General features: G+C 43.9%; 18 protein-coding genes and 1 rRNA gene. 11 read left to right on the top strand and 8 right to left on the bottom strand.

Annotated features, from left to right (window positions below; genetic code table 11):
- Positions 1-108: 108 nt before the first annotated feature.
- Positions 109-218, top strand: a 5S ribosomal RNA gene (gene rrf, locus BLS64_RS10690).
- Between the two features lie 316 nt (positions 219-534).
- Here the strand turns inward: rrf and BLS64_RS10685 are convergent.
- The gene (locus BLS64_RS10685; RefSeq protein ID WP_093113518.1) at positions 535-1,812 is read right to left on the bottom strand and encodes a UDP-N-acetylmuramoyl-tripeptide--D-alanyl-D-alanine ligase; all 1,278 of its coding nucleotides are present in this window, start codon (positions 1,810-1,812) and stop codon (positions 535-537) included.
- Positions 1,813-1,876: 64 nt separating this feature from the next.
- On the bottom strand, positions 1,877-3,535 hold the full coding sequence (gene gldJ, locus BLS64_RS10680) for a gliding motility lipoprotein GldJ (protein ID WP_093113517.1): 1,659 nt from the start codon (positions 3,533-3,535) through the stop codon (positions 1,877-1,879).
- A gap of 504 nt (positions 3,536-4,039) precedes the next feature.
- Between gldJ and porV the strand changes: the two genes are divergently transcribed.
- From porV to BLS64_RS10635, 9 genes are all read left to right on the top strand, one after another.
- Positions 4,040-5,197 carry a type IX secretion system outer membrane channel protein PorV gene (gene porV, locus BLS64_RS10675; protein WP_093113516.1) on the top strand — a complete coding sequence of 386 codons (1,158 nt, stop codon included), beginning with the start codon at positions 4,040-4,042 and terminating at the stop codon, positions 5,195-5,197.
- 121 nt (positions 5,198-5,318) lie between these two features.
- Positions 5,319-5,801: a cytidine deaminase gene (gene cdd / locus BLS64_RS10670; RefSeq protein ID WP_093113515.1), complete on the top strand. Its 483-nt coding sequence runs from the start codon at positions 5,319-5,321 to the stop codon at positions 5,799-5,801.
- Positions 5,802-5,910: 109 nt separating this feature from the next.
- Positions 5,911-6,909: a pyruvate dehydrogenase (acetyl-transferring) E1 component subunit alpha gene (gene pdhA / locus BLS64_RS10665; protein WP_093113514.1), complete on the top strand. Its 999-nt coding sequence runs from the start codon at positions 5,911-5,913 to the stop codon at positions 6,907-6,909.
- A 5-nt stretch (positions 6,910-6,914) separates the two neighbouring features.
- The gene (locus BLS64_RS10660; protein WP_093113513.1) at positions 6,915-8,546 is read left to right on the top strand and encodes a pyruvate dehydrogenase complex dihydrolipoamide acetyltransferase; all 1,632 of its coding nucleotides are present in this window, start codon (positions 6,915-6,917) and stop codon (positions 8,544-8,546) included.
- Positions 8,547-8,610: 64 nt separating this feature from the next.
- Complete coding sequence (locus BLS64_RS10655) at positions 8,611-9,609, top strand: M28 family peptidase (RefSeq protein WP_093113512.1); 999 nt, start codon at positions 8,611-8,613, stop codon at positions 9,607-9,609.
- Positions 9,606-10,286 (top strand): SDR family NAD(P)-dependent oxidoreductase, encoded by a 681-nt coding sequence (locus BLS64_RS10650; protein ID WP_093113511.1) that lies wholly within the window; start codon positions 9,606-9,608, stop codon positions 10,284-10,286. The genes BLS64_RS10655 and BLS64_RS10650 overlap by 4 nt, the downstream gene beginning before the upstream one ends.
- A gap of 4 nt (positions 10,287-10,290) precedes the next feature.
- The gene (locus tag BLS64_RS10645) at positions 10,291-10,896 is read left to right on the top strand and encodes a SprT-like domain-containing protein (RefSeq protein WP_093113510.1); all 606 of its coding nucleotides are present in this window, start codon (positions 10,291-10,293) and stop codon (positions 10,894-10,896) included.
- A gap of 9 nt (positions 10,897-10,905) precedes the next feature.
- A complete protein-coding gene (locus BLS64_RS10640) occupies positions 10,906-11,985 on the top strand; it encodes a mannose-1-phosphate guanylyltransferase (protein WP_093113535.1) in 1,080 nt (359 codons plus the stop codon).
- A 3-nt stretch (positions 11,986-11,988) separates the two neighbouring features.
- On the top strand, positions 11,989-13,407 hold the full coding sequence (locus BLS64_RS10635) for a DUF389 domain-containing protein (protein WP_093113509.1): 1,419 nt from the start codon (positions 11,989-11,991) through the stop codon (positions 13,405-13,407).
- A gap of 1 nt (position 13,408) precedes the next feature.
- On the opposite strand, the gene BLS64_RS10630 is transcribed toward BLS64_RS10635, so the two are convergent.
- The gene (locus BLS64_RS10630) at positions 13,409-14,176 is read right to left on the bottom strand and encodes an ABC transporter ATP-binding protein (RefSeq protein WP_093113508.1); all 768 of its coding nucleotides are present in this window, start codon (positions 14,174-14,176) and stop codon (positions 13,409-13,411) included.
- Positions 14,176-14,913 (bottom strand): MlaE family ABC transporter permease, encoded by a 738-nt coding sequence (locus tag BLS64_RS10625; RefSeq protein WP_093113507.1) that lies wholly within the window; start codon positions 14,911-14,913, stop codon positions 14,176-14,178. The genes BLS64_RS10630 and BLS64_RS10625 overlap by 1 nt, the downstream gene beginning before the upstream one ends.
- 111 nt (positions 14,914-15,024) lie before the next feature.
- On the opposite strand from BLS64_RS10625, the gene pafA reads away from it, so the two are divergent.
- Complete coding sequence (pafA, locus tag BLS64_RS10620; protein WP_093113506.1) at positions 15,025-16,689, top strand: alkaline phosphatase PafA; 1,665 nt, start codon at positions 15,025-15,027, stop codon at positions 16,687-16,689.
- 1 nt (position 16,690) lies between these two features.
- Here the strand turns inward: pafA and BLS64_RS10615 are convergent, their stop codons facing one another.
- The 4 genes from BLS64_RS10615 to gcvP all read right to left on the bottom strand — a co-directional run bounded on the left by BLS64_RS10615 (position 16,691) and on the right by gcvP (position 22,284).
- On the bottom strand, positions 16,691-17,539 hold the full coding sequence (locus tag BLS64_RS10615) for a glycosyltransferase (RefSeq protein WP_093113505.1): 849 nt from the start codon (positions 17,537-17,539) through the stop codon (positions 16,691-16,693).
- 80 nt (positions 17,540-17,619) lie between these two features.
- A complete protein-coding gene (locus tag BLS64_RS10610) occupies positions 17,620-18,141 on the bottom strand; it encodes a class I SAM-dependent methyltransferase (protein WP_093113504.1) in 522 nt (173 codons plus the stop codon).
- A gap of 1 nt (position 18,142) precedes the next feature.
- Positions 18,143-19,201, bottom strand: coding sequence for a 3-oxoacyl-ACP synthase III family protein (locus tag BLS64_RS10605; RefSeq protein ID WP_093113503.1), 1,059 nt, complete (start codon positions 19,199-19,201; stop codon positions 18,143-18,145).
- Positions 19,202-19,434: 233 nt separating this feature from the next.
- Entirely contained in the window at positions 19,435-22,284 is a 2,850-nt protein-coding gene (gene gcvP / locus BLS64_RS10600) for an aminomethyl-transferring glycine dehydrogenase (protein WP_093113502.1), read from the bottom strand.
- Positions 22,285-22,367: the final 83 nt, after the last annotated feature.

Genomic DNA, 22,367 nt, shown 5'->3' with positions numbered 1-22,367 from the left:
AACCTAAAGCTCCGATTTACTTGCTCAAAATGTCTTCTTAATTTTTATTTTCCAACTATGTCAACTTATTAGGAGTAGGATCTTATTTAGATGCCTTGCTCAAAGATTTAAGGTGGTTATAGCAACGGGGCTCACCTCTTCCCATTCCGAACAGAGAAGTTAAGCCCGTTAGCGCAGATGGTACTGCTATCTTGTGGGAGAGTATGTCGCCGCCTTTTTTTTAAAGCCTCAACAGCAATGTTGGGGCTTTTTTTATGGAGTAATATTATGTTCTGGAAACATCATATTCCCCTCCTCCCTGAGGAGGGGCGTCCGCTGGACGGGGTGGAGCTTCTCTTCAAAAATCACTTTCTGGAAACTGATCTCCGCTTGCCTCCCTTCCAGGGAGGGGAGTCCGCAGGACGTGGTGGGGCGTCTTTCTCAAATTTTTCCTTATAAGCAGGAGAGAAAGATGACTTTTTTGCATCTGGTTTCCCAACAAAAAAACCTCTACAAAGAAGCAGATGTTTTTATATATCTTTTCTGAAGTACTTTCTATATGAATTCAAGTGCTCGCTCCAAAGCCATCCCGCGGGAACCCTTTATCAGGACCACGCCGTTATCGATACTTCCCGAGGAATAGTCGGCGCTAAAATCTTCAAAAGTTCTATACTTTTTAATTCTGGAATCAGTTGACGTTCCATAGAATGCTTCTCCAATTATATACACGCTGTCAATGGAGCCTTTTTGAAGCCTTTCTGCGAGTTCCTGGTGTTCTGCCTTAGAAGATTCTCCCATCTCGAACATATCGCCTAAAATAGCTGTCTTAGGTCGTTGTGGCATCGCCTCAAGATTTTCAATTGCAGCTGCCATACTCGTTGGGTTTGCGTTGTAGGCATCGAGAATAATAGTGAGGTTCTCTCTATTGATTACCTGAGATCTGTTATTTCCAGGAATGTAATTCTCCAGAGCTTTTTTTATCTCTTCAGGAGCAACCTCAAAATAATCGGCTATGGTATAGGCTGCCGCCATGTTTTTCCCGTTGTAGCTGCCTATCAATTTGCTGTTGATTTCGTAGCCCGCTACACGGATTGCGGCAAAATTTCCTGCTTGAAGGTATTCAACAGGAACATCAGGTTTTTCGTCTGAGCCAAAGGAATAAATTTTCTGATAACTCAAATGTTTCTTTTGGATAGGATCATCCAGGTTTAGGAATATAGTCTTCTCATTGGCTTTCAGGTACTCATATAATTCGCTTTTACCCTTGATCACGCCCTCCACGCCTCCAAAGCCTTCAAGATGAGCTTTTCCGAAGTTGGTGATGTATCCATAATCAGGTTGGGCCATTCGGCTTAGGAAAGCGATTTCCTTCCGATGATTGGCGCCCATCTCCACGATCCCTATTTCAGTCTCCTTGTTCATTGCAAGAAGTGTTAGGGGAACACCAATATGATTATTGAGGTTACCTAAAGTGGCCATGGTATTATATTTTTTAGAGAGCGCGGCATTGATCAGTTCCTTTGTTGTGGTTTTTCCGTTACTTCCGGTAAGGCCAATGATGGGAATACCTAAATAGTTCCTGTGAAAACTTGCCAGCTCCTGCAGGGCTTTGAGGACATTTTTTACCAGGATAAAATTTTCACCTCTTGAATATTTCTCCTCATCAATAATGGCATATATCGCCCCTTTTTGGAGGGCCTGTTCGGCAAATTCATTGGCATTGAAGTTTTCGCCTTTTAAGGCAAAAAACATGCTCCCCTCTTTAATTTTTCGGGTATCTGTGCTTACACCTTTACTCTCCAGGAATAGCTTATGTAGATCTTCTATTTTCATTGCTTAAAGCTATAAAAAAAGCCCTAATTGAATTAGGGCTTTTCTTTTATAATTTCCGGAGAAATTAATTTCCGGCAGTTTTGTTTTTGCTTAAGGATTTCGACCCTACACGAGACATGGCGTTCCTGAATCCAATATAGTCTGTAGCCATATCCTGAGGGAAGTATCTTCTCTGTGCTGGATCTAACCAATAAGCACGATCTCTCCATGACCCTCCTTTATATACTCTTACATTGTCGTCTACAAGAGTTGTTCTTCCAGTCGAAGCATCATATTTCAGATTTTCTTCGCCGGTGCTGTCTATAGTCGCAGTATGAATTGGAGAGTTGTACATTCTTTTTTCCGGCTCAAGTTCTTCTTCTCCAAACTGGCTGTAGTAGCGAGTGGAGCTTCTGTCTCCATCGCGGTAATTGCGGTTGTCGCTTTCGGAAAAGTTGCTTCTCAAGTAAGTATCCTCTTCAGTAAGTGGTACCGTAGCGATCTCACCAGGAAGATTTCTGGCAACCACTTTACCGTTGCTTAAAGTGTCGTACTGAATTTCGTCTACTCCCAAAACTTTTACTGTACCGTCTTCGGTAATGGCATTTTTGGTATAAACATTTCCTCTATAATAATTAAGATCATTGAATTCGTCGTCAACAATCGGGCGATAGACATCAGCAACCCATTCGGCCACGTTTCCGGCCATATCGTAAAGTCCAAAATCATTTGGAGCATAAGATTTGACTTCAGCTGTAATATCGGCGCCATCATCGCTCCATCCGGCGATACCACCATAATCTCCATCTCCCTGTTTGAAGTTGGCCATCTGGTCTCCACGGGCACGGGCATCAGCAGATCTTGTATACTGACTGTCCCAAGGATATTTCTTTCGTCCTCTGTAAGCATTGTAACTTCTAAGCTCTACCAGGGCAAGTGCGGCGTATTCCCATTCTGCTTCGGTAGGCAGGCGATATTCTGGCAAAAGCACTCCGTGTTTACGCTGCACATAAAGATTGGTGCTGTCTTCGGTCATAAAGCGATCTGCTTTGTTGCCTCCACGAAGTAAACTGTCTTTTCCTCCATAAACTTTACTTGGTGCGTTCAAATAAGCTTCAGTGCTGAAAGTTTGCTCAGGTGTGGCGGAATAACGGGCTCCTTTTAAGGTGAACCCCTGTTCTTCCAGTCGGGCTTCATTCACCCTGTCGGTTCTCCACTTGGAGAATTCCACTGCCTGGATCCAGCTCACTCCAACTACAGGGTAGTTCGCATACGCCGGGTGCCTAAGGTAATTTTTTACCATCACCTCATTATAACCTAGTCGGTTTCGCCACACAAGGGTATCAGGAAGGGCACCGGTATAAATATTTCGGTAACGCTCTTCGGTTGGAGGGTATACTCTTTTCAGGTAATCAAGGTATTCCAGGTACATTAAATTGGTCACCTCAGTCTCATCCATGTAAAAAGACTGCACGTGCTGCTGGGTAGGAGTGTTGTTCCAGTCATGCATCACATCGTCCTGAACCCTTCCCATGGTAAAGGTTCCGCCTTCAACGAAAACAAGACCCGGACCGGTATCCTGCTCGTCAAAATCTGAGTTGTAATTAAAACCGCCCTCCTTGGAATCAATGTCCCAACCGGTTGCCCGGGAATTGTTCTTGTAGTTATCAGACTTGTTGCAACTCAACAATCCAATACTTACCGCCAGGGCGAAAAATGCTTTTACAGCAACAGTATTTCTCATATTCACAATTTCTTTGGTAGCAAATCTGGCTTTGCAATATAGTAATTAACGTAAAACTTTCAAGATTATTTTAACTGTTGGTCAATAGACTAGCAGCAGGTTAGTCCTGGTCGCTTTGCTTTTTCTGGTGTCGATTTCTTCGCGGAAGAAGAGCTGTATTTTAAGCGATTTTTAGCCTCCATCTGCCTTTCTTCAGCAAAACAAAAGTAATTGTTTTTTCTAACTTAGGTATAAAACCTGAAAAACGGAAGGTAAACCAGAAAAAACCGGAAATGATCCAGGAAACCTCCCGGTGCTTCAGCAGAAATGTTTGATATAGGAAATTTTTGTAGGAATTTGAAAATGAGGGATTTTATCGATTTTAGTTCAGCTTTTGAAGAAAAAGAAGCTCAATTTATAAGTAATGGTTAAATTCTGCGTTATCATCAAACAAATGGATAAATTGCGGTTAATCCTTAATTTGTAGTTGTTTTCAGGTATATTTGTTAATTATTAATGAGACCTATGAGAAATTTATCACTCTTTTTAATAAGTGTAGTTTTACTTTCCAATGCGAAATCATTTGCCCAGGAGGAGCAGGACAGGGTGATAACGACCGCGGTACCTTTTCTTTTGATCGCGGCCGATGCTCGTGCGGCAGGAATGGGGGACCAGGGAGTGGCAACCAGAGTTGATGCATTTTCTCAGCAGTGGAATCCGGCCAAATATGTTTTTGCTGAAAGTCAGCAGGGATTTGGAGTAACCTACACTCCTTATTTAAGTGAGTTGGTAAGTGATATATTTCTCGGCAACATTACATATTACAACAGGATCAATGAAAGAAGTGCTTTTGGTGCCAGTTTTAAATATTTCAGTTTAGGGAATATTGAAGCTCGGGATACGCCCGAAGATCTGCCTTTGATCTTAAGTCCGAATGAGTTCACGCTAGATCTATCTTACGCTCTTAAACTGAGTGAAACCTTTTCCATGTCGGTCGCCGGACGTTATTTGCGGTCAGACTTGAAATTGGCTCCCGTGGATCCCGATGCTACTGCGGCCAGTACCTTCGGGGTTGATGTGGCGGCATTCTATCGCAGTAGGCCTATAGACTTCACCAAGTTTGATGGAAGGTGGAGAGCAGGAATAAATTTTTCCAATATCGGACCAAAGATCAAATACGATGAAGGTGGCCAGGAAAACTTTATACCTACAAACCTGAAGTTAGGCGGAGGTTTTGATTTTATCCTTGACCAATCTAATACCATTGGTACTTATCTTGAATTCAATAAACTTTTGGTTCCAACTCCGCAAGATTTCGACAATGACGGTGATATTGATTCCGAAGATAACCAGGAATACAATTCTATAGGAGCCGTAGAAGGAATTTTCAAATCTTTTGGTGATGCGCCTGATGGATTTAGCGAAGAACTGAAGGAAATTACTTATGCTCTGGGAGCGGAGTATGTATATGAAGATATTTTCTCTTTTAGAACAGGGTATTTCCATGAAAGTCCCGAAAAAGGCTCCCGCGAATTTATTTCTTTTGGAGCTGGATTCCGATACACGGTAGTGAACATTGATATCTCTTATTTATTCTCTACTTCCGAAGTGGTTAGTCCCCTTGAAGGTACGCTCAGGTTTGGCCTTACCTTTAATTTTGGAAGAGAATACAATGAATATTAATTCCTCGAAAAAAACTGAGGTATAATTCCTTCAATATTAGTTAACTTTGCTCTCCCAAAGCAAAAAACTTTACTCCCGGGCTTCTTAAGTTACGGGAGCTTTTATCTGTAGAAACCAAATAATGAAAAAAGTAACCATAAGTGCAGATCTTGAGATTTTTGATTCTGTAGAAGAATTACCTGTGGAAGCAAAAGGATTGATGCAGAAGGCGATCGAAGCACGTGAAAATTCATATTCCCCATATTCCAAATTCAGAGTAGGAGCGGCCATTCAGCTTGAGAATGGTGAAGTGGTAACAGGAAGTAACCAGGAAAACGCTTCATATCCTGCCGGTCTCTGCGCAGAAAGGACTGCGATCTTTTATGCCGGGGCAAAATACCCGGGAGTGAAGATGCAGAGAATGGCCCTTTCGGCCCGGTCTTTAAATCATTCCGTTGAGACCCCGACCCCGCCTTGCGGTTCCTGCAGGCAGGCCATTGCCGAGTATGAAGTGAAGCAGGAATTGCCTATTGAGATATACTTTATGGGAGAAAAGGGAAAGGTGGTAAAAGCCAATTCAATATCAGATCTTTTGCCGCTCATTTTTGATAATTCTTACCTCTAGATCTTTCAGAGGATTTTTAGCGCAGAAAGTATTTTTCATTCCTTTTGAAAATAGTATTTTTGTGTTTCTCTTGGCGCAGGCAGAGGTCTGCATTAAAAATTAGTTGTTAATGAAGAAAATTACAAAAGCCACTTACCTGAAGTGGTACGAGGACATGCTGTTCTGGCGTAAGTTTGAAGACAAACTTGCACAGGTGTATATTCAGCAGAAAGTGAGAGGATTTTTGCACCTGTATAACGGCCAGGAGGCTATTCTTGCAGGCGCGTTACATGTGATGGACCTGGAAAAGGACCGCATGATCACCGCTTATCGAAATCACGTGCAGCCAATTGGGATGGGTGTTGACCCGCGCAGAGTGATGGCAGAATTGTATGGAAAGAAAACCGGAACTTCTCAGGGAATGGGAGGTTCTATGCACATATTCTCTAAAGAACACCGTTTTTACGGAGGTCACGGGATCGTAGGAGGACAAATTCCTCTGGGTGCCGGTCTTGCTTTTGCAGACAAATATTTCAAAAGAGATGCGGTAACCCTTACCTTTTTAGGTGACGGGGCAGCTCGCCAGGGGTCGCTTCACGAGACCTTTACCATGGCTGTGAAATGGAATCTTCCGGTTGTTTTCTGTGTGGAAAACAATGGGTATGCTATGGGAACTTCTGTGGCGCGTACCTCAAAAAGCACCGAGATATGGAAGCTAGGATTAGGTTATGACATGCCTTGTGGGCCAGTTGATGCCATGAATCCTGAAAAAGTAGCTGAAGCTTTGGATGAAGCCATTACCCGTGCAAGAAAAGGGGAAGGACCTACATTTTTAGAACTAAAGACATATCGTTACCGTGGGCATTCTATGAGTGACGCTCAAAAATACCGCACCAAAGAAGAGGTGGCCGAGTATCAAAAGATAGATCCTATCACACAGGTGAAAGACATCCTTAAGGAGAACAAGTACGCTTCAGACAAGGAGATAAAGGCTATCGATAAGCGCGTAAAAGACCTGGTGTCTGAGTGTGAGAAATTTGCTGAAGAGTCAGAATTCCCGGATATCCAGACCATGTATGATGTGGTTTACGAACAAAAAGACTATCCGTTTTTACCCCATAAATTATAACAGTTATGGCAGAAGTAATTAAAATGCCACGTTTGAGCGACACCATGGAAGAAGGTGTGGTTGCAAAATGGCTTAAACATAAAGGAGATAAAGTAGAAGAGGGAGATATCCTGGCCGAGATCGAAACAGACAAGGCTACGATGGAATTCGAATCCTTTTATGAAGGTACCCTGCTGCATATTGGAATCGAAGAAGGTGAAACTGCGCCTGTAGATACCCTTTTAGCCATTATTGGTGAAGAGGGGGAGGATATTTCTGATCTTCTTGACGGAGGTGCTGCGGAAGAGAAACCTGTTGCCGAATCAAAAGAAGAGCCTAAGCAGGAAGAACCTGCAAAAGAGGAGCCTTCTTCTGAAGAAGCTGAAATTCCTGAAGGTGTAGAAGTGGTGAAAATGCCACGCCTTAGTGACACTATGGAAGAAGGAACTGTTGCCTCCTGGCTGAAACAGGTAGGTGACAAGGTTGAGGAAGGAGATATCCTGGCCGAGATCGAGACTGACAAGGCTACCATGGAGTTCGAATCTTTCTATGAAGGTACACTTTTACATGTTGGGATCCAGGAAGGTGAGACTGCACCTGTAGACAGTGTTCTGGCGATCATCGGCCCTGAAGGAACAGATGTTTCGGCTCTTGCCAAAGGCGGTGCTGCACCTGCTCCGGCCAAAAAGGCTGAAAAGAAAGAAGAAGAACCGCAAGCTGCAGAGCAAGGATCTTCAGAAGCTACAAAACCTTCTAAGGAAGGCGGGCGTGTGTTCGCTTCTCCTCTTGCCAAGAAAATGGCCGAAGATTTGGGGATCGATCTTAACGATGTAAAAGGTTCCGGAGAGAACAACAGGATCGTCAAAAAAGATATCGAAGCTTACAAACCTTCAGAAAAACCAGCAGCCACTAAGCAAGAGGCGGTGACTGAGGCTAAAGAAGCGCCGGCAGCCCAGGCTTACGTTCCTGCGGGTGAAGAGAGTTTTGAGGAAACCAAGAATTCGCAGATGCGTAAGACCATTGCAAGAAGACTGGCAGAATCAAAATACAGTGCGCCTCATTATTATCTCACAATCGAAGTTGATATGGCCAACGCCATGGCAAACCGTAAGCAGATAAATGAACTGCCAGATGTGAAGGTTTCCTTTAATGATATAGTCATCAAAGCTACAGCAATGGCCTTAAGAAAGCACCCTCAGGTGAATTCTCAATGGACAGGTGATACTACAAAGATCGCAAAGCATATTCACATGGGAGTTGCAGTTGCGGTTGAGGAAGGTCTTGTGGTTCCGGTATTGAGATTTGCAGATCAAATGAGCATGACCCAGATAGGGGCAAATGTGAAGGATCTTGCGGGTAAGGCTAGAAATAAGAAACTGCAGCCTCAGGAAATGGAAGGCAGTACGTTCACTGTTTCTAACCTGGGGATGTATGGTATTACTGAGTTTACCAGTATCATTAACCAACCGAATTCCGCCATCCTTTCAGTAGGAGCTATTGTGGAAAAACCGGTGGTAAGGAACGGGCAGATCGTGGTGGGTAATACCATGAAACTTACCCTGGCCTGTGACCACAGAACGGTTGACGGTGCTACAGGAGCTGCATTCCTGGAAACACTGAAGAAATACCTTGAGAATCCGGTGACCATGCTCGCTTAGATCAGCAGTCATAATAAATAAGAGAAATCCCGCGAATCGCGGGATTTTTTTATCTTTAAGCCCTATGAGAAAAATTCCCTTTTTTAGTGCTATAGCTTTGTTTCTTATGCTTTTAATTTCCTGCGGAGATGCAAAGGGAGTAATCGAGAATTCCATCGATTCTGAAGAAGGATCTTCGGAAGAAGTGCCGAACGAAAATGTCATTTCTCAAGATGATGTGGCACAGACTTTAAAATATCTGTCATCTGATGAACTTCAGGGGCGTAAAACCGGAAGTGAGGGTATAGAAAAGGCAGCTGTTTATATTGAAAATATTTTTGAAGATGCAGGAATAAAGCCCTTTTTTGAAACCTATAGAAATTCCTTTGAGGAAAATGGTGTTACGGGCTACAACATTGTAGGCTTAAAGGAAGGAACAGATCCTCTGCTCAAAGATGAAGTGATCATCGTTGGGGCTCATTACGATCATGTTGGAAAAATAGATCCTGTGGGTGGTGATGAGCTGGCAAATGGTGCTAACGATAATGCTTCAGGAACCACTGCGGTGCTCGAACTGGCAAAGTATTTTTCCCGAATAGACACAAAAAGAAGCATTCTGTTTACCCTGTTCTCTGCTGAAGAACTTGGTTTGGTAGGTTCAGATAAACTGGCCTCAACTCTGAAGGACGAGGAGCTGCAGCCTTACGTGATGTTCAACATCGAAATGATCGGAGTGCCAATGACCGACAAAGATTACCTGGTCTACCTAACAGGATTCGACAGGTCCAATATGGCAGAGATTTTCAATGATTATTCTGAATATCCTGTTGTGGGGTATCTTCCCAAAGCTGCGGAATTCCAGCTCTTCAAAAGAAGCGATAATTATCCATTTTTTGAACAATTCAATATTCCGGCGCATACAGTTTCCAGTTTTGACTTCAGCAATTACGATTACTACCATCATGTAAATGATGAATTTGAAGAGTTGGATGTAGAGCATATGGACAGGATGATCGAGGCTCTTGTGCCGGGGTTGCGAGAAATGGCAAATTCCGAAGAAAATCATATAAAGCTGAATCAATGAAAAAAATAGTAATTACGGGAACAAGCAGAGGAATAGGTCTCGAACTGGTGAAGATCCTTGCAGGTGCAGGACATAGTGTGCTGGCACTGTCTAGAAATGATGAACCCGTAAAAACACTAAAGCTAGAAAAAGTTCAGTCCTTGTCTTGTGATCTGGGAGTTGAAAATGATCTTGAAAAGGCTTCAGAATTTGTGGCCAAAGAATGGGAAGAGGTTGATATTTTGATCCACAATGCCGGGGCAATTGTAAATAAGCCTTTTGAAGAGATCACTTCCAAAGAATTTGAAGAGGTCTATAAAACCAACGTTTTTGGTGTTGCGGCTCTCACTCAAAAGATGCTTCCGTTCATGAAGAAGGAAGGACACGTGGTGACGGTGAGCAGCATGGGCGGTGTGCAGGGCAGTATGAAGTTTCCGGGGCTTTCGGCTTACAGTTCGAGTAAAGGAGCGGTCATTACTCTTACAGAGCTTCTGGCGGAAGAATACAAGGAAAATGGCCCTTCGTTCAACGTACTTGCTCTTGGAGCCGTACAAACAGAAATGCTGGCAGAAGCTTTTCCGGGATATGAAGCACCCGTAAAGCCGGCTGAAATGGCTCAGTATATTGCAGATTTCGCTCTTACCGGAAACAAATATTTCAACGGAAAACTTTTGCAGGTATCAAACAGCACCCCCTGATTGAATGAAGAACATTCTTGAGAAATATATTCCCACACATGCTGTAGAACCGGTCTTTGGATTGATAGAAGCCAATCACATTCACCTGAAGATCGTCAATGAGCGCAAAACGCGTCACGGGGATTACCGCAGGTTGCCCGAGGGCGTGCACCAGATCACTGTAAATGCCAGCCTTAATAAATACCGTTTTTTGATCACCCTTATCCACGAAATCGCACATTTGCTGGCTTTTGAAAGGTTTGGCAGGCAAATAAAGCCTCATGGAAGGGAGTGGAAAATGACCTTTCAGAGGCTTATGTTGCCCTTTATTCGGCCGGAGATCTTTCCGGCAGAACTTTTGCCCATTCTCGCACGGCATTTCAAGAATCCCACGGCCAGCAGTGATACAGATGCACAGTTGTCTGTATCGCTGAAAAGCTACGATCCTGCCAATGACCGTAATTATGTTTATGAGGTGCCTCACGGAAGCATTTTCAGGATCTACAACGGAAAGATCTTTAAAAAAGGAGAGCGGCGTATTAAACGATATGAATGTGTAGAGGTCAAAACAGGGCGAATTTACCTTTTTCAGCCTAATGCTGAAGTGGAACTCTTAAAAACGGCCAATTAAATGAAGAAAATGAACAAGGATAATTTTGCCATTTTAATGGCAGGAGGGGTAGGCTCAAGGTTTTGGCCGGTAAGTACTCAGAAACATCCCAAGCAGTTTCGGGATCTCTTGGGTGCCGGGGAAACGCTTATCCAGACCACTTTTCGAAGGCTCACCTCATTTGTGCCTGCCGAAAATATATATATACTCACTAATGAAGAGTACCACGACCTTGTGCAGGAACAGCTCAAGGAGGTGAATGACGAGCAGATCGTGCTGGAGCCAGTGATGCGCAATACAGCGCCTGCCGTACTTTTAGCCGCTCTCAAGATAAGGAAACGCAACGAGAACGCGGTGATGATCATGGCGCCCAGTGACCACTGGATAGAAGATGAAAGCGCTTTTAAAAATGACGTGCAGCTGGCTTTCGAGACCTGCCGCAGGGAAGATAAGATCGTTACTCTTGGAATAAAACCTACTTTTCCGAATACCGGGTATGGGTATATTCAATTTGAGAATAATAGTGAAGAGAAAGTAAGGCCGGTTAAAAAATTTACTGAGAAACCCTCTTTGGAGAAGGCAAGAGAATTTCTTCGGAAGGGTGACCACTTATGGAATGCCGGAATATTCATATGGAACGCTGATTTCATCATCAGGTCTTTCAGCAGAAATCAACCGGAACTATTCAGCCTTTTTGAAAAAGGGAATTCTGTATTCAATACTTCAGAAGAAAGCGACTTTATAGCAGCTAATTATGAGCTGGCAACGGATATTTCGATCGATTATGCCATTCTGGAGAAAGAGGAAAACATCTACGTGATCCCGGCCACTTTTGACTGGAACGATCTTGGCACCTGGGGCTCCCTTTACAACGAAGTGGAAAAGGATATGGAAGAAAATGCTGTTTTGAACGCACGGGTCCTAGCAAAGGATGCTTCGGGAAATATCATTAGCTCCAATAAGAACAAGGTGGTGGTAGTAGAAGGTCTACAAGATTTTATCATTGTTGATGAAGAGGAGGTTTTGCTTCTTGTTCCCAAGGAAAAGGAGCAGGATATAAAAGAGATCAGAAATAAAGTACAAAAGAAATTTGGCGATAGCTTAGGATAGATAATGGAAAACAATAACGCCCCCCAGGTTCAGCAGGAAGAAACCGCCACCGGAAGATCGGTTTTAAGAGAAATAGCCAGTTTCCTTAAGGAACTGCTGGATATCCATGAAGATACAGATCGGGATACGACCATGGAGATCGTCAAGCGCGACATCTCTTTCAAGGGGCACAATGCCTGGATCCTTGTGTTTTCCATATTTGTTGCGTCCATAGGGCTTAACGTGAGCAGTACGGCAGTGGTGATTGGTGCCATGTTAATTTCGCCGCTCATGGGACCTATTGTGGGAGTTGGCTTTTCTGTAGCGATCAATGATGTAGACACTTTAAAGCGATCCCTTGTGAACCTTGGAGTTATGGTGGGGCTGAGTGTGCTCACAGCCTATCTCTACTTCCTGGTCTCTCCGATCAAAGAAGAAACCCCAGAACTTGTTGCGCGAACCTATCCTACTATCCTGGATGTACTGGTGGCGATCTTTGGGGGTACGGCCCTTATCATTGCCAAGACAAAAAAAGGAGCGATCGCAAGTGTGATCATGGGTGTTGCCATTGCCACCGCCCTTATGCCTCCGTTGTGTACAGTGGGCTATGGCCTGGCTATTGGCAACTGGGAATATGCGGGTGGAGCGCTCTATTTGTTTTCCATTAATTCGGTTTTTATAGCTCTTTCTACCTTTGTGGTTTCTAAATTATTGAGGTTTCCTTTAGTAAAGTACGCGAACAGCAAACGCCGTAAAAATACCGCACGCCTGGCTTCCCTTATTGCTATTTTAGTGATGATCCCCAGTATCATCCTGTTCGTTAATCTTTTGAGCGAACAGGTTTTCTTAAGCAAGACCAAAGATTTTGTTCAGCAGGTGATCCAATATCCGGGAGCCGAAGTGGTAAAATTCAGTCAGGATTATAAGACCAAGATCGTGGATATCTATCTTATTGGGAAGCCGGTTCCGCAGGAAGAGATCGAGCAGTGGAAAGCCCAGATAAGGGCCGAAAAGGAACTGGAGCATACCGTACTTAGGGTACACCAGGGTAGTGATCAAAGTTCAGAAATGGCCGAACGTCTCTCTACTGAAGTAAAAGCCGGAATTCTGGAAGATCTTTATCTCAAGAACCAACAGGTGGTAGAAGATAAGGATGCCAGGATAAGGTTACTGGAGCAGGAGCTAATGCGCTACAGAAGTTCCGGGATCCCTTTTGAGTCCATTACGAAGGAGGCAAAGATCAATTACCGCAACATAGAGCAAATGAGCTATGCTAATAATCTTGTGACCAATTTTTCTGAAATTGATACAGTGCCTACTTTTAATGTGCGCTGGAACAAATCCCTTTCCAGGAATTCCCGCGAAGCTGAAATGAATAAGCTCAAGCAGTGGCTGCAGGTGCGTTTGTCGCTGGATACCCTGTCAGTGCAGGCAGTGAATTAGGTTAGAGACCCTGGAGCTGGGCTTTCCTTACTTTTCTGAAAAGGTCTGAAGAATAAACAAATTCGGTTACGGCTTCATTTTCGGTCTTGAAAATGACCTTTTTGTCACCTTCCCATTCCAGGCGGCCGTTCTGAAGAAATACGATCTTTTCCCCGATCTCCAGCACAGAGTTCATATCGTGAGTATTGATCACAGTTGTGATATCATATTCTCGCGTGATCTCCAGGATCAGGTTGTCAATCACGGTTGCCGTTTGTGGATCAAGTCCGGAGTTTGGCTCATCGCAAAAAAGATATTTCGGCCTGTTCACGATGGCCCGGGCAATGGCTACCCTTTTCTGCATCCCTCCACTTATCTCTACCGGGTATTTTTTATGCTGACCTTCGGCCAGATTAACCCTGTCCAGCACTTCTTTTACTCGCTTCATCATGGTCGGGCGGCTTTGTTTGGTAAACATCCGCAGCGGAAACATCACGTTCTCTTCCACGGTCATGGAATCGAACAGCGCGCCTCCCTGGAATACCATTCCCATTTGGCGTCTGAGCTCCCTTTGTTCTTCATCTGAAAAAGAAGAATAAGGTTCCCCGTCGTATAATATCTTTCCCGTATCGGGACGAAATAGTCCTAGCAGACACTTCAGAAAAACTGTTTTTCCCGCACCAGATTGCCCAATGATCAGGTTGGTTTGTCCCTTCGGAAAAACCGTGGAAATACCCTTAAGGATCTCTTCCCCATCAAACGACTTTCTTATATCCTGTACTTCGATCATTAGCTTAAAAGTAATTGGGTTACAATGTAATTGGTGATGATGATCACCACACTTGTCCACACAAAAGAGGTCGTACTCGCCTGTCCTACCTCAAGGGCTCCACCTTTCATATAATATCCGTGATAGGAAGGGATGGTTGCCAAAAGCAGCGCGAATAAAAAGGTCTTTACAAAAGCGTAAACCAGGTGAAAGGCGATAAAATCTTCCTGCAACCCGCGAATGAAATCCTGCGAGCTTACAAAACCTCCCAGGACACCTGCGCTGTAGGCTCCAAAGATCCCAAGGAACATGGAGATCGCGATCACAAACGGATAGGTTAGCATGGCGATTATCTTTGGAAGGACCAGGTAATTAAGAGAGTTAATACCCATTACCTCTAACGCATCTATCTGTTGAGTTACTCTCATAGTTCCAATACTGGAAGTAATGTAGGACCCTACTTTTCCTGCCATAATAATGGAGATAAAGGTGGGGGCGAATTCCAATATGACCGATTGTCTTGCGGCAAAGGCGATCAGGGTTCGTGGAATTAAAGGATTGTTGAGGTTTAGGGCGGTCTGTATGGCAACTACCCCTCCAATAAAGAAGGATATGAAGGAAACAATTCCCAGGGAGCCGATGATAAGATCATCAATTTCTTTGAATACCAGGTTGGTTAACACCGACCTCTTTGTCATTCGGCCGAAAACGCCTTTTATCATTAAAAAATACTCGCCGGTTGATTGCAGGTAACTCATTTGAAATTTTTGTAACCGCTAAAATACTAATTTTTTCAAGCAAAGTATTAAGCTTGACTTAATCTTTAACTTCAGGATAATTGTATTTTTGGGGAGATAAAATGTTTTAAAATGAAGTACTTTTTTCAATTAATCCTCACTCTTTCTTTAGTTCAAAATAGTTTTGGACAACAGGCGCAACAGGCTACTTTTAATCCCGATCAAGACCTTAGAGCCAAGCCCAAATTAGTGGTTGGGGTCGTGGTAGACCAGATGCGTTACGATTATCTTACCCGTTTTTGGGATAAGTTTGGAGATGAAGGTTTCAAAAAACTGGTTTCTGAGGGTTTTAATTTCAGAAACACCCATTTCAACTACATTCCTACTTATACAGGGCCAGGTCATGCTTCGGTCTATTCAGGCGGGGCACCCGAATCTCACGGGATCATTTCTAATAGCTGGTATGATAAGTTCGAGAAGCAATCGGTTTATTGCGTTTCAGATCCTTCCGTGGAATCTATCGGAACAAGTTCAGATGCGGGGAAAATGTCCCCTCACAGGATGATCACCACCAGCGTGGCCGATGAGAACAGGCTGCACACTCAAATGCGGGGAAAAACCATCGGGATTGCCTTAAAAGATCGCGGTGCCATCCTTCCTGCAGGTCACACGGCTAATGCTGCTTACTGGTTCCATGGGCAGGATGAAGGGAAATGGATCACCAGTTCTTTTTATGCTGAAGCTTTGCCGGGATGGGTGAAGAAATTCAATGCTTCCGGAAAGGCAGCCGAATATATGAAGCCATGGGAAACTTTATACAAAGCTTCGGACTATGCGGAAAGTGGAACAGATGTTAACCTTTACGAGGGCGGTTTTGAAGGAAAAGAAGATACAGGTTTTCCTTACGATCTGCCAAATCTGAAGGATAAGAACGGAGGTTATGATCTGCTGAAGGCTACTCCTTATGGCAACAGCCTGACTGCTGATTTTGCCATTGCGTCTCTTGACGGAGAAGACCTGGGTCAGGATGATATCACCGACTTCCTTACCGTTAGCTTTTCTTCTACAGACTATGTGGGGCATAACTTTGGGGTGAATTCAAGAGAAATTCAGGATACTTTTCTGCGCCTGGACCAGGACCTTGCCAGGCTTTTAAAGGCCCTTGATCAAAAGGTTGGTGAAGGTAATTATACCCTGTTCCTTACTTCAGACCATGGCGGTGTACACGTGCCTGCTTACCTGCAGTCGGTTAAGATCCCGGCGGGATATTTTGACTACGGAAAATTCCAGGACTCGTTAAATGCGTTTTTAGCTGAAAGATTTGGTGTGGAAAACCTCATTTTGAATGTTTCGAACAACCAGATCTTTTTCAATTATGAAGAAGTATTAGAAAATAAGATCTCCCGGGATGAACTTCAAAATGAGATGGCCCATTTCGCATTACAATATGATATGGTAAATAAAGTGTTTACCCGTTCTCAATTGGAAGGTACCAGTTATACCGAAGGACTTGCCTCAAGTGTAGATCATGGGTATCACCAAAAAAGAAGTGGAGATGTGGTGCTGGTGCTGGAGCCTTCGGTCATCTCTTATTCCAGAACAGGCTCCACTCACGGCAGCGGACAAAATTATGACACTCATGCGCCTTTGATCTTCTACGGAAAAGGGATCAAGAGCGGGAATACACTCGAGCGTACAGAGATCGTGGATATTGCGCCAACCATTTCTGCTTTGTTGGGAATATCTTTTCCAAATGGATCTACAGGAAGGCCTCTTTATGTGGCTTTTGAAGAATAGCTTAAAAAAGCTTTTTGAACATCTTTTTATAGCGGAGCCTTCTTATGAAGGCTCCTTCTTTTTTGGTCACCAGGAATGGAGACTTTTTAAGGAGTGCTCTAAAATAACCGCCCAGGTAATCTGTAAAAAGCACCGGTCTTTTCTTTTTCAAAGCGAGTTTTAGCGAGGCAATACTGGTAATGATGAAACCGTACCGAAGTTTATAGAAAGCTTCTCCCTGTTTCCATTTTGCCTTTTTGTTATAGGTGAAGCCGGTAGGCCTAAGGTGTTTAACCTTGAGTGCAAGATCTGTCACTATTTCCCAGCCATGGTACTGAGCGAGAAGTTCATCTGCTGTGTCCCAGCCCATTGAAGGTTTTAGGCCGCCAATGTCTTCAAAACATTCTTTTCGGTAAGCTTTTAAGGCTCCGCGTATGTGGTCCTTATTCGTCAGGCTTTCCAGTTTCCAATCGTCTCCTTCTTTTATGTAGCAAAATCCGCCCACCATCCCGGCCTTTGGATTTTCAGAAAAGTGCCGGCTCAGATCTTCAAGATAATCCTTTGGAAATATAAGATCTGCATCAAATTTACAAATAACATCGTACTCCTTATCCAGCTCCTTAAGGCCCTTCTGAAAAGCGTTCACAATTTTGCTTCCCGGAAGGTGTACATCCGAAGAGGTTGTACGGATTAGCTCTATAAAAGGGAAATTTTCAGCAAAAGACTTTGCAATGCCAGCTGTATTATCTGAAGATTGATCATCTACAACAACTAATTTTTTGGGTTGCAGCGTTTGATCAACCAACGATTGCAGCGTATCTGCAAGAAAGGCTTCTTCATTATGAGCCGGAATAACTATGTAAATGTTCAAGGTATGCAGGACTTTCGGCTAAAATACGATTTTTACAGCAGGACTGTATTTCCTGGATCATGTGCCACTTCCGAAGAGAATTACTTTCTTTCCGCATAAACAGCGTAGTACCGGGGAGTGAAATACCTGAGAAACGGACGTATCCCGATCTTGTTAACAGGATTGGTCCATTTATGCCGTTTTTTGATCTCCCAGCCTGCCTTTTCCAGCAGCCAGTCGAACTGCCAGTCCTCAAATTCATGGTAGTGTCTGTCCCACATATCTGTCTTGCTCCTGTAGGCAGGGGAGAACCAAAGCCGAAGAGGCACACTGGCCACCAGCTTATCTGCCCGGATATCTCGTAAGACATTGAAGGGGGCAATAAGGTGTTCAAAGATCTCAAAAGCGGTGACGACTTCTGCAGAGCTGTTCTTCACTACCTGGGTGTTCAGGTCAAGATCTTCTCCGGTGGTATTGGTTACTTTATAGCCGTTCTTTTCCATGAGTTCAGAAAAAGGGTTTCTTACTCCCAGGTCTAAAATATTGGCGGGAGAGGGAACTACTTCTTCTAAAAATTCAAGGGTTTCTTTGTATCTCTTGTTCGGGAAACTGTTTTCGTACATTCTAGAACTGGTAAACGATTGCATTGATGTTCATGCCTGCGCCAACACTTGCCAGAATGACCACATCTCCTTTTTCCAGTTTTTGCCCCTCCATTTTCCCTTTGAGCACAAGGTCCAGCAGGGTAGGAACCGTTGCCACACTGCTGTTGCCAAGCTTATTGATGCTCATAGGCATGATCCCTTCAGGCGGAGTGGTGCCATAAAGTTTATAGAACCTTTTCACAATGGCTTCATCCATTTTTTCATTGGCCTGGTGAATAAGGATCTTTTTAAGCTCTCCAATAGACCTTCCGCTTTTTTCAAGGCAGGATTTCATTGCATTGGGTACGTGACTTAAAGCGAATTCATAGATCTTACGCCCATGCATCTTAATGTATTTACGTTCATCGGCTGCATCAAGTTTATTGGATTTTCCGAAGAAAATAAAATTCGCTTCCTCAAAGGAATACGTGGCGCTTTCGTGAGCCAAAATTCCGCCTTCTTCGTTTGAAGCCTCTATGACTGTTGCGCCCGCCCCATCTGAATAGATCATGGAATCTCGGTCGTGTTTGTCTACTACTCTTGAAAGGGTTTCCGAACCAATTACGAGACATTTCTTTGCCAGCCCACTCTTGATAAAAGCATTGGCCTGTATCACGGCTTCCACCCACCCCGGGCAGCCAAAAAGAATGTCATAAGCCACACATTTTGGGTTCTTAATTCTCAATTTGTGCTTTACACGTGTAGCAAGACTGGGCACCGTGTCACTTTGGAGATCATTGTGTAGAACATCTCCATAATTATGGGCTACAATAATATAATCAAACTCTTCAGGGTTGATCTTGGCATCCTCGATAGCCTTGTTGGCAGCCAGGAAAGCGATATCCGAATTGTTTAGCTCCTGGTGTATATATCGCCTCTCATGGATCCCGGTGATCGATTTGAACTTCTCGATAATTACCGTGTTCGATTGGCTGAAGGCAGTACCATCTTCATACAAGAATTCATGCTTTTGAAAGTCTGAATTCTTTTCCACTTTGTTGGGAATGTAGCTCCCAACCCCTGTTATTTTAATGCTCATTACTTATTTTTCTGGGGGTAACAACTTCAAAATTAATAAATACATCTACAGGCTAAGTCGTTTTTTTGAAATAAAATTTCCGAATTAGGGAATCTTTACTGAAGGAGAGGAAGAAGCTATTAAAAATCATAACTCGTTAATAAAGAGCCCTATTTGTTGAAAATGATATAATTGGATTAGATACAAAAAAACCGAAGGTGGTGTGCCTTCGGTTTTTAACTTATGGATTATTACTATTCTTCCATATACTCCTCAACAGCCGGGCAGGTACACATAAGGTTGCGGTCCCCAAATGCTTCATCTACACGCCTGATGGAAGGCCAGAATTTATTGTCTGAGAGATACTCCAGCGGGAAAGCCGCTTTTTGACGGGTGTATGGGAAATTCCATTCATCGGCCGTAAGCATGGCAAGGGTGTGCGGAGAATTTTTCAGCACGTTATTAGGTTCTTCAGCTGAAGCTTCATTGATCTCTTTTCTGATTGAGATCATCGCATCGCAGAAACGGTCCAGTTCTGCCTTGCTTTCACTTTCTGTAGGTTCTATCATAAGGGTACCTGCAACAGGGAAAGAAACCGTTGGCGCATGAAAACCATAGTCGATAAGCCTTTTTGCGATATCGGTAACTTCAATTCCCTTGGCTTTGAATGGGCGGCAGTCTACGATCATCTCGTGGGCTGCACGGCCTCTTTCTCCGCTGTAAAGGGTCTTGTAGTGTTCGTCAATGCGGGCTTTGATGTAGTTCGCGTTCAAAATGGCATATTGTGTTGCCTTTTTAAGCCCTTCACTTCCCAGCATGGTGATATATCCATAAGATATCAAACAAACCAGTGCAGAACCCCATGGAGCTGCAGAAATGGCTGTAATTGCTGAATCTCCTCCGGTTGGGATCACCGGGTTACCCGGTAGGAATGGAACAAGCTGCTCGGCCACGCAAATTGGGCCAACTCCTGGTCCACCTCCTCCGTGAGGGATCGCGAAGGTCTTGTGCAGGTTGAGGTGACAAACATCGGCGCCAATTACTCCCGGGCTGGTGAGCCCAACCTGTGCGTTCATGTTTGCTCCGTCCATATACACCTGCCCGCCATTGTCATGGGTGATCTTGATGATCTCCTTGATCGCTGATTCAAATACTCCGTGAGTAGACGGGTAAGTCACCATCAATGCAGCCAGGTTATCCTTGTGTTTTATAGCTTTTTCACGAAGGTCTTCAACATCAATGTTTCCGGTTTCTGTCGACTTCGTTACCACTACTTTCATTCCTGCCATCACTGCTGATGCCGGATTGGTGCCGTGAGCAGAAGAAGGGATCAAACAGATGTTTCTGTGACCATCACCTCTTGATTCATGGTAAGCCCTGATCACCATGAGTCCGGCATACTCTCCCTGTGCTCCCGAGTTGGGTTGCAGAGAAGTGCCCGAAAATCCGGTGATCTCGGTTAGTTGTTTTTCAAGTCTTTTCAGAACGATCTGGTAACCTTCGGCCTGATCAAGCGGTACGAACGGGTGAATATTTCCCCATTGCGGATAGCTTAACGGCAGCATTTCTGAAGCCGCGTTCAGTTTCATGGTACACGATCCAAGAGAGATCATGGAGTGATTCAAAGAAAGGTCTTTGCGCTCCAGTTTCTTGATGTACCGCATCATATCGGTCTCTGAGTGGTAAGAGTTGAAAACCTCGTTTTTAAGGAATTCGGTCTTTCTCTCTACCGATGAAGGAATATGATTTGCTTCGGAAAGCTGTGGAATTTTAAATGCTTCTTTTTCCGCAGCTTCGGCGAAGATCGCGATGATGGTATTAAGGTCGTCAATGTTCGTGGCTTCGTTCAAAGAAATGGCCACCGCATCTGTAGACGGATAGTAGAAATTCACTTCGTTTCTCTCTGCGATATCTTTGATCTGGGCTGCATTCGCCTTGATCAAAATAGTATCAAAGTAAGAGGAGTTCAATTGTGAGAAGCCAAGTTTCTCAATGTTTTCGGCAGCTGTTACCGCAAGGCTGTGAACTCTGTTGGCAATATACTTTAGACCTTTTGGACCGTGGTAAACGGCGTACATCCCTGCCATTACGGCAAGAAGTACCTGGGCGGTACAGATGTTAGAGGTTGCTTTGTCCCTCTTGATATGTTGTTCCCTGGTCTGTAGCGCCATTCTTAAGGCGAAGTTACCATCGGTGTCTTTGGTGACGCCAATGATCCTTCCGGGAATATTTCTTTTGTATTCTTCGCGGGTAGCAAAGAAAGCAGCGTGAGGTCCGCCGTATCCTAACGGAATTCCGAACCGCTGTGAGGTTCCTACAACCACGTCAACTCCGAATTCACCCGGAGCACGAAGTTTTACAAGACTTAAAATATCTGCGGCAACCGCAGTTTTGATGTTGTTCTCTTTCGCTTTCGCAACAAAATCGGCATAATCAAATACCTGCCCCAGTTTTCCGGGGTATTGAAGAAATGCTCCAAAGAATTCTGCCGAAAAATCAAAATTTTCATGATCTCCTATTACCAGCTCGATATCCAGAGGGATAGCACGGGTCTTGAGTACATCTATGGTTTGGGGAAGGACTTCTTCAGAAACAAAGAATTTGTTCACGCCTTTTTTCTTCTGGTCGCGATCTCTTATCTCGAATAACAGGGACATGGCTTCCGCGGCCGCGGTAGATTCATCCAGAAGGGAGGCGTTGGCCAGTTCCATTCCGGTAAGATCTGCGATCACGGTCTGGAAATTAAGAAGAGCTTCCAGCCTTCCCTGGGCAATTTCGGCCTGGTAAGGAGTGTAGGCCGTATACCATCCCGGGTTCTCAAGAATATTACGCTGAATAACTGCCGGGGTAATAGATTGGTGGTATCCCAATCCTATATAAGTTCTAAAAACTTTATTTTTGGCTGCCAATGCTGTAATGTGAGCAAGGTATTCATGTTCACTCATTGCAGGGGCAAGATCCAGGTCTTTTTTCAGGCGAATATCATCAGGAAGAGTTTCATAGATAAGCTGGTCCATTGAGTCTACACCAACTGTGTTCAACATTTCCTGAAGGTCATTTTCCCTGGGACCTATATGACGTGAGGCAAAAGAAAAAGTATTCATTAAGTAAAAGTTGTGTTTTGAGCTGCGAAATTACGCATTTTAAACCTATTTTTTAATGATTTGACCCCGAAGTATTGTTAACT

It is taken from the genome of Salinimicrobium catena (assembly GCF_900102915.1).
GTDB classification, from domain to species: domain Bacteria; phylum Bacteroidota; class Bacteroidia; order Flavobacteriales; family Flavobacteriaceae; genus Salinimicrobium; species Salinimicrobium catena.
Note: the sequence above shows the minus strand (reverse complement) of the source record. Positions and strands in the feature narration are given on the sequence as shown.

Bases quoted from the DNA above. Each gene is read 5' to 3' on its own strand.
- BLS64_RS10685 (WP_093113518.1), bottom strand. From the start codon at position 1,812: ATGAAAATAGAAGATCTACATAAGCTATTCCTGGAGAGTAAAGGTGTA.
- gldJ (WP_093113517.1), bottom strand. From the start codon at position 3,535: ATGAGAAATACTGTTGCTGTAAAAGCATTTTTCGCCCTGGCGGTAAGT.
- porV (WP_093113516.1), top strand. From the start codon at position 4,040: ATGAGAAATTTATCACTCTTTTTAATAAGTGTAGTTTTACTTTCCAAT.
- cdd (WP_093113515.1), top strand. From the start codon at position 5,319: ATGAAAAAAGTAACCATAAGTGCAGATCTTGAGATTTTTGATTCTGTA.
- pdhA (WP_093113514.1), top strand. From the start codon at position 5,911: ATGAAGAAAATTACAAAAGCCACTTACCTGAAGTGGTACGAGGACATG.
- BLS64_RS10660 (WP_093113513.1), top strand. From the start codon at position 6,915: ATGGCAGAAGTAATTAAAATGCCACGTTTGAGCGACACCATGGAAGAA.
- BLS64_RS10655 (WP_093113512.1), top strand. From the start codon at position 8,611: ATGAGAAAAATTCCCTTTTTTAGTGCTATAGCTTTGTTTCTTATGCTT.
- BLS64_RS10650 (WP_093113511.1), top strand. From the start codon at position 9,606: ATGAAAAAAATAGTAATTACGGGAACAAGCAGAGGAATAGGTCTCGAA.
- BLS64_RS10645 (WP_093113510.1), top strand. From the start codon at position 10,291: ATGAAGAACATTCTTGAGAAATATATTCCCACACATGCTGTAGAACCG.
- BLS64_RS10640 (WP_093113535.1), top strand. From the start codon at position 10,906: ATGAACAAGGATAATTTTGCCATTTTAATGGCAGGAGGGGTAGGCTCA.
- BLS64_RS10635 (WP_093113509.1), top strand. From the start codon at position 11,989: ATGGAAAACAATAACGCCCCCCAGGTTCAGCAGGAAGAAACCGCCACC.
- BLS64_RS10630 (WP_093113508.1), bottom strand. From the start codon at position 14,176: ATGATCGAAGTACAGGATATAAGAAAGTCGTTTGATGGGGAAGAGATC.
- BLS64_RS10625 (WP_093113507.1), bottom strand. From the start codon at position 14,913: ATGAGTTACCTGCAATCAACCGGCGAGTATTTTTTAATGATAAAAGGC.
- pafA (WP_093113506.1), top strand. From the start codon at position 15,025: ATGAAGTACTTTTTTCAATTAATCCTCACTCTTTCTTTAGTTCAAAAT.
- BLS64_RS10610 (WP_093113504.1), bottom strand. From the start codon at position 18,141: ATGTACGAAAACAGTTTCCCGAACAAGAGATACAAAGAAACCCTTGAA.
- BLS64_RS10605 (WP_093113503.1), bottom strand. From the start codon at position 19,201: ATGAGCATTAAAATAACAGGGGTTGGGAGCTACATTCCCAACAAAGTG.
- gcvP (WP_093113502.1), bottom strand. From the start codon at position 22,284: ATGAATACTTTTTCTTTTGCCTCACGTCATATAGGTCCCAGGGAAAAT.